11 protein-coding genes are annotated in these 12,691 nt (G+C 66.6%); 1 reads left to right on the top strand and 10 read right to left on the bottom strand.

All coding sequences use genetic code 11. The features are described 5' to 3' along the window. Positions 1–165: 165 nt before the first annotated feature. From QMK30_RS35050 to QMK30_RS35035, 4 genes are all read right to left on the bottom strand, one after another. Complete coding sequence (locus tag QMK30_RS35050; protein ID WP_283522390.1) at positions 166–1,227, bottom strand: aldo/keto reductase; 1,062 nt, start codon at positions 1,225–1,227, stop codon at positions 166–168. A gap of 46 nt (positions 1,228–1,273) precedes the next feature. Further along, positions 1,274–1,762, bottom strand: a complete 489-nt coding sequence (locus QMK30_RS35045) for a VOC family protein (RefSeq protein WP_283522389.1) — start codon at positions 1,760–1,762, stop codon at positions 1,274–1,276. Between the two features lie 32 nt (positions 1,763–1,794). Further along, positions 1,795–3,291, bottom strand: coding sequence for an FAD-dependent monooxygenase (locus QMK30_RS35040; RefSeq protein ID WP_283522388.1), 1,497 nt, complete (start codon positions 3,289–3,291; stop codon positions 1,795–1,797). 258 nt (positions 3,292–3,549) lie between these two features. After that, positions 3,550–4,488 carry a LysR family transcriptional regulator gene (locus QMK30_RS35035; protein WP_283522387.1) on the bottom strand — a complete coding sequence of 313 codons (939 nt, stop codon included), beginning with the start codon at positions 4,486–4,488 and terminating at the stop codon, positions 3,550–3,552. 124 nt (positions 4,489–4,612) lie between these two features. On the opposite strand from QMK30_RS35035, the gene QMK30_RS35030 reads away from it, so the two are divergent. Beyond that, positions 4,613–4,942, top strand: coding sequence for an STAS domain-containing protein (locus tag QMK30_RS35030; RefSeq protein ID WP_283522386.1), 330 nt, complete (start codon positions 4,613–4,615; stop codon positions 4,940–4,942). Positions 4,943–4,951: 9 nt separating this feature from the next. Here QMK30_RS35030 and QMK30_RS35025 read toward each other — a convergent pair whose 3' ends face one another. From QMK30_RS35025 to QMK30_RS35000, 6 genes are all read right to left on the bottom strand, one after another. Continuing rightward, positions 4,952–7,060, bottom strand: a complete 2,109-nt coding sequence (locus QMK30_RS35025; protein WP_283522385.1) for a glycogen debranching protein — start codon at positions 7,058–7,060, stop codon at positions 4,952–4,954. Between the two features lie 6 nt (positions 7,061–7,066). Next, positions 7,067–8,875, bottom strand: coding sequence for an AGE family epimerase/isomerase (locus tag QMK30_RS35020; RefSeq protein WP_283522384.1), 1,809 nt, complete (start codon positions 8,873–8,875; stop codon positions 7,067–7,069). A 39-nt stretch (positions 8,876–8,914) separates the two neighbouring features. Further along, positions 8,915–9,526 (bottom strand): DJ-1/PfpI family protein, encoded by a 612-nt coding sequence (locus tag QMK30_RS35015; protein ID WP_283522383.1) that lies wholly within the window; start codon positions 9,524–9,526, stop codon positions 8,915–8,917. Between the two features lie 83 nt (positions 9,527–9,609). Beyond that, positions 9,610–10,041, bottom strand: a complete 432-nt coding sequence (locus tag QMK30_RS35010; RefSeq protein ID WP_283522382.1) for a hypothetical protein — start codon at positions 10,039–10,041, stop codon at positions 9,610–9,612. 31 nt (positions 10,042–10,072) lie between these two features. Further along, positions 10,073–11,671 carry a thiamine pyrophosphate-binding protein gene (locus QMK30_RS35005; RefSeq protein ID WP_283522381.1) on the bottom strand — a complete coding sequence of 533 codons (1,599 nt, stop codon included), beginning with the start codon at positions 11,669–11,671 and terminating at the stop codon, positions 10,073–10,075. Between the two features lie 33 nt (positions 11,672–11,704). Then, the gene (locus QMK30_RS35000) at positions 11,705–12,532 is read right to left on the bottom strand and encodes a type 1 glutamine amidotransferase domain-containing protein (protein WP_283522380.1); all 828 of its coding nucleotides are present in this window, start codon (positions 12,530–12,532) and stop codon (positions 11,705–11,707) included. Positions 12,533–12,691 lie beyond the last annotated feature (159 nt).

Raw genomic sequence — 12,691 nt, 5'->3', positions numbered from 1 at the left:
AGGTCCGCGACCAGCGGGCCGTCACCCTCGCCGAGGCTTACGTCCGCCACCCCGAACGCTTCGGCCGCCGCCCCCGACCACCCGAGATACCCCAGACTGCCTGGATCAACGACCCGGCCAAGCGCCGCGAACCCGCACCACAAACCTCATAGCGTCACGACCGTCTCACTGGACTTGAAATCTTCCGCCCCGGCGGACCGTTGTGCGACGGTCCTCGATGTCCCGCCAATTGGCGCCGTACATGTCCTGGAGCGTGACGGGGTCACGCATCAAGTCGTGCGGGTAGCCGAGCTGGACCCGGCTCACCATGTCGAGCCGCGCGAAGTGCTCGTCGCTGAGCACGATGTCCACAGACCCGAGCGTGTCCTTGATCTGTCCCACCTTTGTCGCGCCCAGGATCGGGATGATGACACCGGGCCGACTACGCAGCCAGGCGAGGGCTACCTGGGCAGCTGTCCAGCCGCCCTCCTGTGCGATGGCAGCCACTTCGCGGACCAGGGTCTCGGTGCCCGGTGCGCTGTTGTGGTCCCGCGGGGCCACGGTGAGGCGACCTGTGCCGCCGGTGAGGTACTTGCCGGTCAGCAGCCCTTCCGCCAGGGCGCCCCAGGCGAGAACCGGAAGGTCGAACTGCCGCGCCATGGGCAGAAGCTCCCTCTCCGGAGCTCGTTCGAGGAGGTTGTAGCGGATCTGGAGCGCGGAGAACGGCGACCAGCCGCGCAGCTCAGCCAGCGTGTTGGCCTGCGCCACCTCCCACGCCGGCCAGTTCGCGATCCCCACATAGTGGATCTTCCCGGCCCGCACCTGGTCGTCCAGGGTGCGCATGATCTCGGGGACCGGGGTGAGCGTGTCATGGGCATGGACCCACAGCAGGTCGATGTAGTCGGTCTGTAGCCGCCGCAGACTCGCTTCGATGGAGCTGACGAGGTTCTTTCTGTGGTTTCCCGCCGAGTTGATGTCATCCGGGTCGGTCTGCAGTGTGTACTTCGTAGTCAGCACGAACTTGTCACGACGGCCCTTGAGGAGCTCACCGAGGATCTTCTCGGACGTCCCGCCGGTGTAGTGGTCCGCAGTGTCGATGAGGTTGCCACCCGCCTCGGCATAGCAGTCGAGGATGCGGGCGCTGGTCTCCTTCGGCGCCCCCCACCCCCAGTCCTCTCCGAAGGTGACCGTTCCCAGGGCGAGCTCGGAGACCCGAAGGCCTGTCTTGCCGAGCACGGTGTACCGCATGAATCCTCCAGTGCGTGGGGTGAGGGGCGAGAGGTGTGAGCCGGGCTCAGCGGGCGACGAGGGGTCCGTGCTGCTCATAGAGCTCGATCAGCTCACCGGCCGGTCCCTTGACGAAGGCCACACGAAGCTGGACAGCGGGATCGCCGTTGAGTTCGACCGTCGTCGGGTCGCCCGGCCAGCCGTCGATGGTGAAAGCCTGACCGCCGGCGGCCAGGCAGTTGCGGTAAGCCTCCTCGACGTCAGGAACGATGAGGGCGATGTGCTGAATGGGGCCCGCCGAGGAGTCCACGTCGTCGCGGCCGCCCTCGAACAGCTCGATGTAGGTGTCGCCGTTGAGCTCGATGTACAGCGCCCGGCCCTTGAAGATGAGCTGATGGGGGCACGTGGGGACCACAGCGGACTCGGACCACTCGTACGTACGCGAGAAGCCCAGGCCTTCGCGGTAGAAGCGGAGCGACGCGTCGATGTCCTTACACACCAGGGCGACATGCATCAGCGTGGCGGCGCCGACAGGGCGGGTGTAGTTCTCAGGCATGCGGATCTCCGTCTTGGTGGGTGAGGAACAGGTCAGTGGGAAGCGGGCCAGGCATGGTTGAGCCATTTCGTGAGCCGACTGGGCAGCTCTGCGGCCTGGTCGGCGGGAGCGGTGAGGGCGACATGACCGTCGGGGCGTACGAGCACGGCGTGCGGCAGCTGCTCGTCCTCGGTGACCGCGATCGGGATGCGTGAGGACTGCGCCGCTTCCTTGACCGCCACAGCGTCCGCGCCCGCGGGCAGGACCAGCGACCACCCGATGCCTTCCGCCATCCCGGGGCGGGGAGGCATACGGTCACCGGTCGCAGGCCCCGGCCCGCCGGAGCTGCCGGAGCCGCCGTAGGTCACCGACAGCTGGGCGAGCCGGCTGGCCAGCCACGTGCGCACCTGCGGGATACGGCCTGCGGCGGTCAGGACGTCATTGCGCAGCTGGATGCTCTCAGGGTTGTTCATGGTGGAGATGTCATGGAGCTGCGCTGCGAAAGCCAGGAGGGCTTGTGCCATGGGCCGACGCTCGGAGGTGTAGGTGTTCAGCAGCTCCGGTGCGGCGGTGCCCTTGATGACGGCGGACAGCTTCCACGCCAGGTTGAAGGCGTCCTGCAGACCGGTGTTCATCCCCTGTGCGCCCACTGGGCTGTGCACGTGGGCTGCGTCGCCCACCAGGAAGACCGAGTCCTTGTCGAAACTGTCTGCGAGTCGGTGCAGCACACGCCAGGTAGAGGCCGTGGAGATGTCCTTGACCTTGGCGCCTGCGGCACTGGGCCCGCGGGTGTCCAGCAGATGCTGGACAGCGGCCGCATCCGGTGTGGGGGTGTCGTCGTCCACCAGCGCGACGATGCGGTAGGTCTCGCCCTGCAGATGAGAGACCGCCAGCAGGCCTGCCGGGGAGAAGAAGAAGGTGATCTCTCCCTCGGGGCCGTCCCATTCCATGGTGAACTCGATGAGGGCGAAGTTGTGGGGCCGGGCATGCCCGGGAAAGGGGATGTCCATCTGCTTGCGCACCGTGCTGTGCAGGCCGTCGCAGCCCACCACGTAGCGGGCCTGGATCGCCCGGACCTCGCCCGTCACGTCATCGCTCACCAGTGCGCTCATGCCGGGAAACAGCTCGTCGAGACCGAGCAGGGTGTGGCGGCGATACACCCTGCCACCGAGCTCCCCGAGCCGTTCCTCCAGCACTTCCTCGGTCGTCTGCTGTGGCACAGCCAGGACGAAGGGGTAGGGGGTGTCCAGCTCGTTGAACGGCGTGGTGATGACCTGGCGCTCGCCGTCCCGGGCGGTGAACGACCGGCCGGGACGGCCCCGGTCCACCAGGGGGCCGGCGGCACCGATCGTTGCGAGTGACTCCAGCGTCCTGGCATGGACCGCGGCGGCCCTGGAGTGCACGGCATTGCTCGCCGCACGGTCGATGATCACGTGATCCACACCCTGGACTTGCAGGGCTGCGGCGAGCGCCAGGCCGGTGGGGCCCGCCCCGACGATCAATACGTCTGTGGAACTGGGGACATTGGAATTAATCCCGGTATCGGGCATACGGTGCACTCCATTCAGGGCAGCACTGAATCACCGCACCCGCTCCGTCGTCGTGGCTACCGGAATAACCGGATACCCCGTCCGCTCGTGCGGAAAGCGTTGTCAGTTAGGTCGGAAAAAATCGTCAGCAACCTGTCGGGCATATTCGATTATCGAAGCAGGTGCACATCTTCCGCAACGCGGACTGTACGAAGTCGCACTCCTTTTCGGGCGGCTCCCGGCACAGCGTCCTGAACGCCATAAACGATGCCCTCGCGACTATGCGAAGTCGCTATCCGTGACCTCGGGCACATCGCCTGTTTTATTCCTGTCCCGCACCGCCAGGCAGCTGGAGATGAAATCCTCCACCGCTGCGCTCTGCTGGCCCGCCGGCCTCCAGGCAACCGCCACCTGGCTGGGGCTGACGCCTGTCACGGGCCGGTAGACGACATCGGGGCGCCGGTAGAAGCGCGCGGTCGCCGCCGGAGTAAGGCTGATGCCGTACCCGCTGGCAATGGCCGCCAGCCACTCGTCCGGGTTGCGCGCCACGCCGCCCACGCGCACGGGGCGGCCTCCGCGCTCGTCACTGGCCAGCCAGTACTCCCGCCACCAGCCGGACTCCGGCGGCGTTGCGACGAACGGTTCATCGAGAAGCTCCTGGAAAGCGATGGTTTCTCGGTCCGCGAGGCGATGATTCGCAGGTAGTGCGATCCAGCGGGGCTCAGTGATCAGCACCTCATACCGCAGATCGTCCTGCCCGGGGAACGGCAACCGCAGAAGGGCCACATCTACCTCGCCCGCAGCCAGTCCCGCCGTCGGGTCGTACCACTCGGTTTGCCGCAGATCCACGCGCCAGCCGGGCCGCAGCCGAGTGAAGGCCGAGATGATCGGCTGGGTGTACTCGTTGGCCGCGCTTGCTACGAAGCCGGCGCGCAGGGACCGATCGGTGCCCCCCGCCGCTTCGCGTGTGCTGCGCAGCAGGGAGTCCCACAGGTCGAGAAGATCTGGAACGTTCCGGGCAAATTCTCGGCCTGCGGGGGTCAGTATCATTCCGGTGCGGCTGCGGGTGAACAATTCGAAGCCCAGTCGATGCTCCAGGCTCTTGACCTGTTTTGTGAGGGATGGCTGGGCCAGGAAAAGTTTCTCCGCCGCGCGCGTGAGATTGCCTTCTTCGGCAATCATCGCGAAATTTCTCAACAGCCTCGTGTCGATGTCCATGCGACCAGGCTATGGAAAGAGTATTGGACGTGGCATGGAAACTCCTGTGATACTCGTGGAAGTAAATGATGGGTTTTATTTATTCGGCATCCTTCGCGGATCGTCCCTATCTAAGGAAATCGTCATGCTGTATGAAGCCAGCCTCGGTACCGCCGGGACCAGCACAGTCGTCCGTCTCGCCGGCGAGGTCACCGACCGCGATGTCGAGGCGCTGCGGGCCCTCCTTGACCAGGCCGCCGCCCTGACCTCACGCAGGCTCGTCATCGATATGCATGACGCGCACTCGCTGTCCGCGGCAGCGGTCCGCTGCCTGGCCTTCGTCCAGCAGCACCTGCCGGCCACCGCTGAGGTGGTCATCGACGGGGCCTCCCCCGAACTACGGGAGCGACTGGGCCTCGCGGGCCTCGACCGATCGATGGTCATCGTGCCCGCTGAGGTGCTGGCGACGGCTTGAGGAAACCGGTCAGTCCACCGGGGGCCGGTGCGCGGCCCGGCGGCCCTGGTGGAGCGACTTGGCCACCAGCAGCAGGGCCGAATGGCCGTTTAGCGTAAGGCAGTTCGCGCTCAGCGCGGGTTCGCTGCCGACGGCGAACACTTCCCGCCCCACTTCCGCTCCCGTGTCGGCGAACAGATGCCAGGCCATGCCTGCCGGCGCCGGCGGAATGCACAGCACGCGTGGCTGCGCGCCGGTGTTGGCCGCAAGGTAGACACAGTCGAAGCGCTGTCCGGGCAGCACCTCGCACAGCACCGCTGCGAGCAAGGTGGAGGACGCTGACCAATCCGGCTGCCACGGCTGCTCGCCGTGCCAGCTCACCGGCGGGTAGGGCCACCCCGGCCGGGCCAGGCTGTCGGGGTGCGCTTGGCGCCGCAACACCGCATGCTCCCGGCGCAGCCCCAGGCAGCGCCGGGTGAACAGAGCCGTGGCAGCGCCGGGACCCTTAAGTCCGCTCCAGTCGACCCAGCCGAGCGGCCCGTCCTGGCCATAGGTGTTGTTGTTCCCCTGCTGGCTTCGGCCGAACTCGTCGCCCGCCAGCAGCATCGGAGTGCCCTGGCTCGTCAGCAGCAACAGCAGCGCGTTGCGTGTCTGCCGGGCACGCAACGCCAGGACCTGTTGGTCGTCGGTCGGGCCTTCATGGCCGCAGTTCCAGCTGTCCTCGTCGGGGATCCCATCGAGGCCGCCCTCGCCGTTTGCCTTGTTGTGCCGGCGGTCGTAGGACGTCCAGTCCGCCAAAGTGAGCCCGTCGTGGCAGGTGATGTAGTTGACCGACGGAGTGGAGCCGCGGCCCGGGTACAGGTCCGGTGAGCCGACGAGCCGGGTGGCGAACTCACCTGCGGAGCCGCGGCCTCCCAGTAGGAAACGCCGTATCGCATCGCGGTAGTGCATGTTCCACTCGCCGAAACGGCCATAGGCGGGGAACGAGCCGACCTGGTAGCTCCCTGCTGCGTCGGAAGCCTCGGCGATCAGCCTGCAGTGCGCGAGCACCGGATCGTGGGCTATGGCCTCGAGAAGCGGGGGGTTGTCCAGCAGCGCGCCGTCGGTGCCGCGGGCCAGAATCGACGCCATGTCGAAGCGGAAGCCGTCGACACGGTACTCAGTCGCCCAGTAGCGCAGGCAGTCGAGGATGAAGCCGCGCGTCACCGGGTGATTGCAGTTCACCGTGTTGCCAGTGGCAGTGAGGTTGACATGGCCTCCGTCCTCGTCGAGGAGGTAGTACGCGGCCTCGTCCAGAGCGCGGAAGGAGAGGGTGGGCCCTCGGTGGTCCCCTTCGGCGGTGTGGTTGAGCACGATGTCCAGGACAACCTCCATGCCGGCCTCGTGCAGCTCCTTGACGAGTTCTTTGAGCTCGCGGGAGGGGCCGCCGGGAGTGGGGTCGGCCGCATAGTCGGCCTTGGGCGCGAAGAAGGCCACGCTGTTGTAGCCCCAGAAGTTGCGCAGGGGCTCGCCGGTGATGGGGGAGGTGAAGGTGTTGTCCGTCTCGTCGAATTCGAAGACGGGCAGCAGCTCCACGCAGTTGACTCCGAGCTCTTTGAGGTAGGGGATCTTCTCCCGCAGGCCTGCGTAGGTTCCCGGCGCCGCGACCTTCGAGGAGGGATGGCGGGTGAAGCCGCGGACATGCACCTCGTAGACGACCAGTTGGCCGGCCGGGATGCGCGGAGAGCGGCTGGCCCCCCAGTCGAAGTCTTCGGTGAGTACCGCCGACCTGTACTGCGGGCGCCGGCCGTAGCCGCCGCTGCCGGCCAACTCCCGCGCATAGGGATCGAGGATGATGGGCGAGAGTGCATCGGGCCCGTGCTCAACCCGGTACCCGTAGTGGAACAGGCCGGGGCGCAGGCCCCGCACGGTCATGGTGAAAACGTCTCCGATGCGGTGGTCGGCGGGGAAGGGGATCTCCGCCACCACGTTCCCGTCCAGCGGGCGCATCAGTACCAGGCGCATTCCGCTGGCCGTGGAGGAGTTCACCGCGAAGTTGATGCCGCCCGGCACGGCCGTAGCGCCGAGCGGATGAGCTGTTCCCGTCGTGACGTGCCAGCCGGCGGCGTTCGTGCCGGCCCGTTCGGTGGTGATGGACATCAGAGGCTACCGTTCCTGCGGTCGTATCCGGGCCTGCACCCGGAGTCGCTCGGCGCTCTTGGGAAGGCGCACGGTCATAGCTTCCGGATCGAAGTCCGTGTACGGGACGCCGTCGATCAGGACGCGGTCGAGGGCTACCCGCCCACGGGGAAGGATGTCGGGTGCGACCCGCAGCAGGCCGCCGTTGAACGACGCCGAGGCTTCCGGGCGGAAGTACAGCTCTAGTGGCTGCCGGTTGACCAGCAACTGGGTGTAGATCTCGGCCAGGTAGCACAGTTCGGCCTTGTGGTACATCGCCATGGCGTGGCTGCCCTTGAGCCGCTCGTTGCCGACGAGGAACGGCAGGCCCTGTGCCAGCACCGTGAAGAAGACGCCGCCTTCATCGTGGTCGAGGAAGAAAGCGTTGTAGAACGCGGAGGACTCGCGGCCGTGCCGGAGGTACTCCTCATCGCCCGTGCTGCCCGCCAGGATCAAGTAGGCGAGGATCGCCTGTTCCTGCTGCCACCAGGTCTTGCGGTCGTGCCAGACGAACCCGTGTCGGCCTTCGTCCGCCGTGCGCTGCAGCATGTCGTACCAACCGCCACGCTGCGGGTCGCGGCCAACGGCAGGCATGGTGTCACCGAGCGTCTTGGCGAGCGCGAGATACTCGCGCTTGGGCAGGGTTCCCTGCATGCGCATGAGGTTCCACGCGATCTTCAGATTGTGCCCCACGACCGCCCGGTCCTGCTGCCAGCCCCAATTCCGGTCCGGTGTCCAGTCGGAGTGGAATCGCTCCTGCACGAACGGGCTGGAGGGATCGGGCATATGAGTCACGATCATGTCGAAGGTGTGCTCGAGCATCGTGCGATAGCGTTCGTCACCAGTGGCCAGGTAGAGGTTGAACAGGTACGCAGGCGCATGATCACCGACGGAGTTCCAGTTCTTCCGGGCCCGGTTGGGACCCAGACTTTCGTGATGAGGGCTAAGGGTCACCGGGTCGATATGGGAGTAGTAGCCGCCAAGCTTGGGATCGTGAAAGAACTTCTCAAAGAGCCGGACCGTGCCTTCGATATCCGCGAGGATGGATGCGGAACCCGTCAGACGGTACGTCTGGGTGAGACCCACCAGAGCGTAGATCTGCTCATATGCGGGAATGGCCCGGTAGTCGTCCCCGAACTCTGAAGCGAACAGCTTGTGCTCGCGACCGCCGTTGACCTCCACGCCGTGATACCAGTACACGACGTCTTCGTCGGCGTCGACGAAGCGCATATGGTCCTGCAGGTACTGCGAACCTGCCTCCGCCACGGCAAGCGTGTCCTCGTCCCCCGTGAGCATGTAGGCGCTGGCCATGCCGTAGACCATGCGGGAGAGGGTGTCCGTCTCCTGGATGTGCTGGCCTGTTTTCCCGCCACTGCCGCTGATCACCGTGCGGTAGTCGCCGAAGTCGATGGTGCCGTCACCGAACTGAGATCGCCGATAGAAGCCGGCGAGCTCCTTCAGCTGCTCCGTCCACCAGCCGCTCCGTTCAAACGGCCAGCCGTCGGCGTCATTGACGAACACCAGTTGCGAGGCCTGGAAGCGCAGGCCGCCGGAGTCCGGATAGACCGGCCCGTAGCAGAACACGAACCGGCCGGGGGCGAGCAGCTCGTAGAGCCGGCCGCTCACATCCTCGTAGGGCTTGCCGAGGTTGCGCAGCCGCTGACCTGTGGTGGTGTCGGTGAGGTGGACCGTCACCTGGCGGCCGTCCGTGGTGCGCAGCACCACCTGGCGGCCCTGGCGCTCGACGACATAGCCGGACGTGGTGTCGGAGAACGAGAAGTTGATCTCAGCGGCCATGGCGGGCCTCTTTCCGCACACCGTGACGAAGGAAGCGGCTCATGCGACGGCCTCCGTCTCCGGGGCGAGCTGCTCGATCACGGCGCGGGCCAGCAGATGGCACTCGGCGACGGTGCGGCTGGTGACCAGGTCGCCGTCGACAACGACGTCCTGGTTCGTGTAGACGGCGCCCATGTTCCGCACATCACCCACCAGGTTGTTGTGGCAGGTGACCGGTCGGTCGCGCACCAGCTCGGGCGCGGACGACACCAGCGACAGCGCGTGGCAGGAGAACGCCTTCAGCAGCCGGGGCATACGGAAGGCCCGGCGCATCAGGTCGACGGCCGGAGCGGGTTCGCTCACGTCCTCGCTGAACCTCAACCGGTCGGCTACCTGTCCGGACGGCACGACGAGTGCGGCATAGCCGGACAGTGCGGCGTAGTCGAGCTTTTCCAGGTCGCCGGAGACCGTCAAAGAAGCTTGCTGCTCGTGGCCGGTGAAGGTCAGCGACGGCTGCCCCCACAGACGGGTCAGCAAAACGACTTCGGCGCCCTCCTCCAGGAAACGCCGCTGGTAGTAGAAGATCTCCTCCTCGACGAAGTCGCTCTCCGCAAGGATGCCGATGCGGAGACCGGCGAGACGGGGGCGCGGCAGCGACAGACTGGTACTCATCGTTTATTCCTCGCAAGGGTCGCGTAACAAAGGGAAAGGGCAGGGCCCGGCGCACGGGGCGCGTGCGCCGGGCCTGCCCGAGGTCAGACGAAGGCCGGTTCGGCCACCATGGCCACCGGCTGCGGTACAACGCTGGTCACGACGATGGTCCGCACCCGCAGGCCACCGTCTTGACGCACCACCCACCACTCCTGCCGGCCTGCGGCACCGGTACCGTCAGCGTCCGGAAGCGTGAGTGTCAGCTGGATGTGCATGGGGGAGGTCACCGTGACTTCCCAGACGGCCCCGGTGATCCGGGGGTCCGCGAGCGGTTCGTGCTGGCCTGCGTCGTACCACGTCCGGAACTCGTGCGGGCCTCGCAGAATTGCTGTGGGTGTCTCCAGGCGTATCCCGTTCGCGAGGGTCGCGAACAGCTCATCGGTCTCCTCCCTTGCGGCCAGTCGGCGGTGCCAGTCGCGGACGAATGCCTCTGCTTCGTGTATGGCCGGGTGGGCGCTGCCGCCGGAAGTCGTCATGGTGTTGTGTCCTTTCTGCATGGCCGCGGTTTCACTCCACCGCCAGGTCGATCAGGTAGGGGCCCTCATGGGCCCACATCTCCCGGATGGCGTCTTCGACCTCGTCCCGCTTCTCGACGCGCCGGGCAGGGACGCCTAGTGCGGCACTGAGTTCGCCGAACCTGATGTCCGGGCGGGTCAGATCGAAGGCCGCGGGCGCGGCATGAGGCTCGATGCCCTGCTCATGCCAGTACTGCTCAAGGTTCAGATCCAGCAGCCGGTATCGGCCGTTGTTGCAGATCACGAACTTGGCGTTGATGCCTTCGCGGGCCGCGGTCCACAGAGCCTGGAAGGTGTACATGCTGCCGCCGTCCCCCGTGAAAGCGATCACGGGCAGCTCCGGCCGGGCAAGCTTGATTCCCAAAGCCCCCGGGATGCCCACGCCCAGCGATCCGCCGCGGGTCTGGAAGAACCGGCCGGGCTCGCGGGGCGGCAGATACCGCGCCAGCGGCCCGGATGCCGTCAGCGCCTCGTCGAACACGGTGAGGCCCTGGGGCGACCGCTCGGCGAGGACCCGAACGAAGGTGTCCATCAGAGGCTCGTCACCGCGGGGCGGCGCCGACTTCTCGGCGGGCGGAGGCACCCTGCGCGGGCCGGGGCCCAGCGCCCGCGCGAGTTCCGCAAGGGCGTATTTCGGGTCGGCCACCAGGCCGACATCGACGGGGAAGTTCTTTGCGATCTCGTAGGCGTCCAAGTCGATGTGCACAATGCTGGCGCCCGGCGCGAACGGGCTCTCCAGATGGGGGAACACCTCGGGGAAGACATACGTGCCCACGATGAGCACCGCATCGGCGCCCCCGACCACCCGGGCGCTGTCCCTGCCGAACATATGGCCGGTCAGCCCCGCATACAGCGGATGCGTCGTGTCGAAGTTCACCTCGGAGGAGTTCACCCCCCACACCGGCGCTCCCAGCCGCTCCGCGACGGCGGTCAGTTCCGCCTGGGCGCCGCTGGTGGCGATGCCATCACCCATGAGGATGAGCGGGTTACGGGCATCGCGCAGCAGGTTGGCTGCGTCCACGAGAGCGTCGGGAGCTGGCAGAGACCGGGTGTCAGGGATGGAGGTGGGCACGGCTGGCTCCGCGGTCAGCTCATCCATCACATCGGCGGGCAGGACGACCACGACCGGTCCGCGCGGCGGTGTCATCGCAATCTTGATCGCGCGGCGCAGGATCCGCAGCGTCGAGGCCGCATCGACGACGCGGGTGGCGTACTTGGTGACCGGCTCGGCCATCGCCACCAGGTCAGCGGCCATCTGCCCATCCATGGCGTCATAGCGCACTCCAGACTCACCGACGAGGACAACGAGCGGGGAACCGCCCCGCTTGGCCTGGTACAGCATGCCGATTCCGTTGCCCAGCCCCACTCCGCTGTGGAGTTGGACCAGACCCGGACGCTGGGCGGCGCGGGCGTAGCCGTCGGCCATGCCGACGGCCACGCCCTCGTGCAGCGCCAGAACATAGGACAGATCAGTGCCACTGCCCTCGTCGAGGAAGCCCTGCTCCACTGTCCCTGGATTGCCGAACATGAAATTGATGCCATCGGCCGCGAACTGCTCAAAGATCGCGGCCTTCCCGGGCCTGGCAGGCATACGAGTTCCTTTCGAAGGGGAGGGGCAGGTGAACTACCAGCCGTAGCGGCGCAGACCGTTCTCGAGCGTCTCGACGAGCTTCTCGCCGCCGAGGATGGAGTCCGGCGTCGAACGGGCGGTCACGAACGGGAAGTCGACGATGACTGAGGTGTCCTTGCCGACGTTTCCGTGAAACGCCCCGTCGGGGCCCGTGGCGTCACGCAGGATGTACTCCAGCGGGTACGGCGGCGGGCCCATGTTGAAGTCCACGCCGACGAAGCCGGTGCCGTCCTTGTAGTCGTACTCCTTGGGGTGTCCGGTCACGTGCTTGCCCCACAGCAGGCTGGCCCGCTCCTCCAGGTCGCGGGCGAAGGCGAGGACAGCCACGCCATAGCACTCGGCGAGGATCGGCTTGTCGGCGGCGGCAAAGGCGATGACCACCTCGTGCAGTCGCTCGTTGTTGGCGAGGTCGACGATGGGGCCGCTGCCGCCGACGATGACCAGAGCGTCGAAGCCCGACGTCAGATCGGCCAGGGCCGAATCGAGCCGGCGGTTGTAGTCCTCCAGCTCCCGCAGGTGATTCAGAGCGCTGTAGTACGGGCGCTCGGGAACCAGGTCCTGAAGGCTCAGAGGGTTGTCGAGCCGGTTGGACGCGTCGAGCTCTCCTGCTCGGCGGGCCATGTCGCGCGTGGTGACCGACCGGCCCAACGGCGGGTCGATGTACTCGGCGTCCAGGCTCGGCGGAAGAGCCTGTGCCCGCTTGCCGGTGGGCGTCAAGAAGGTGACCTGGTAGCCACGCTTGTCGAACGCCTCGACAGGGCCGACGAGCTCCTCTCCCCAGTAGCCGTACTCGGACAGCACAACAAGTATCCGCTTAGACACGTATTCCTCCATGAGTTAAGCGCGCTGGATCGATATGGGCGGCGCCGGTGGTTCAGAATTCCTTCCCACCGACGCCAATCGAGTAGAACGTGACCGCAATGCGAGCGGCAAGTTCCGGACGTCCGGACACAACCACTTATGCAAGTTAACCCAATGTCA

The organism is Streptomyces sp. H27-C3, from assembly GCF_030063415.1.
Lineage (GTDB): Bacteria > Actinomycetota > Actinomycetes > Streptomycetales > Streptomycetaceae > Streptomyces.
Note: the sequence above shows the minus strand (reverse complement) of the source record. Positions and strands in the feature narration are given on the sequence as shown.

What these genes read in the sequence shown, in the direction of transcription:
- QMK30_RS35050 (WP_283522390.1), bottom strand. Translation starts at nt 1,227, where the DNA reads ATGCGGTACACCGTGCTCGGCAAGACAGGCCTTCGGGTCTCCGAGCTC.
- QMK30_RS35045 (WP_283522389.1), bottom strand. Translation starts at nt 1,762, where the DNA reads ATGCCTGAGAACTACACCCGCCCTGTCGGCGCCGCCACGCTGATGCAT.
- QMK30_RS35040 (WP_283522388.1), bottom strand. Translation starts at nt 3,291, where the DNA reads ATGCCCGATACCGGGATTAATTCCAATGTCCCCAGTTCCACAGACGTA.
- QMK30_RS35035 (WP_283522387.1), bottom strand. Translation starts at nt 4,488, where the DNA reads ATGGACATCGACACGAGGCTGTTGAGAAATTTCGCGATGATTGCCGAA.
- QMK30_RS35030 (WP_283522386.1), top strand. Translation starts at nt 4,613, where the DNA reads ATGCTGTATGAAGCCAGCCTCGGTACCGCCGGGACCAGCACAGTCGTC.
- QMK30_RS35025 (WP_283522385.1), bottom strand. Translation starts at nt 7,060, where the DNA reads ATGTCCATCACCACCGAACGGGCCGGCACGAACGCCGCCGGCTGGCAC.
- QMK30_RS35020 (WP_283522384.1), bottom strand. Translation starts at nt 8,875, where the DNA reads ATGGCCGCTGAGATCAACTTCTCGTTCTCCGACACCACGTCCGGCTAT.
- QMK30_RS35015 (WP_283522383.1), bottom strand. Translation starts at nt 9,526, where the DNA reads ATGAGTACCAGTCTGTCGCTGCCGCGCCCCCGTCTCGCCGGTCTCCGC.
- QMK30_RS35010 (WP_283522382.1), bottom strand. Translation starts at nt 10,041, where the DNA reads ATGACGACTTCCGGCGGCAGCGCCCACCCGGCCATACACGAAGCAGAG.
- QMK30_RS35005 (WP_283522381.1), bottom strand. Translation starts at nt 11,671, where the DNA reads ATGCCTGCCAGGCCCGGGAAGGCCGCGATCTTTGAGCAGTTCGCGGCC.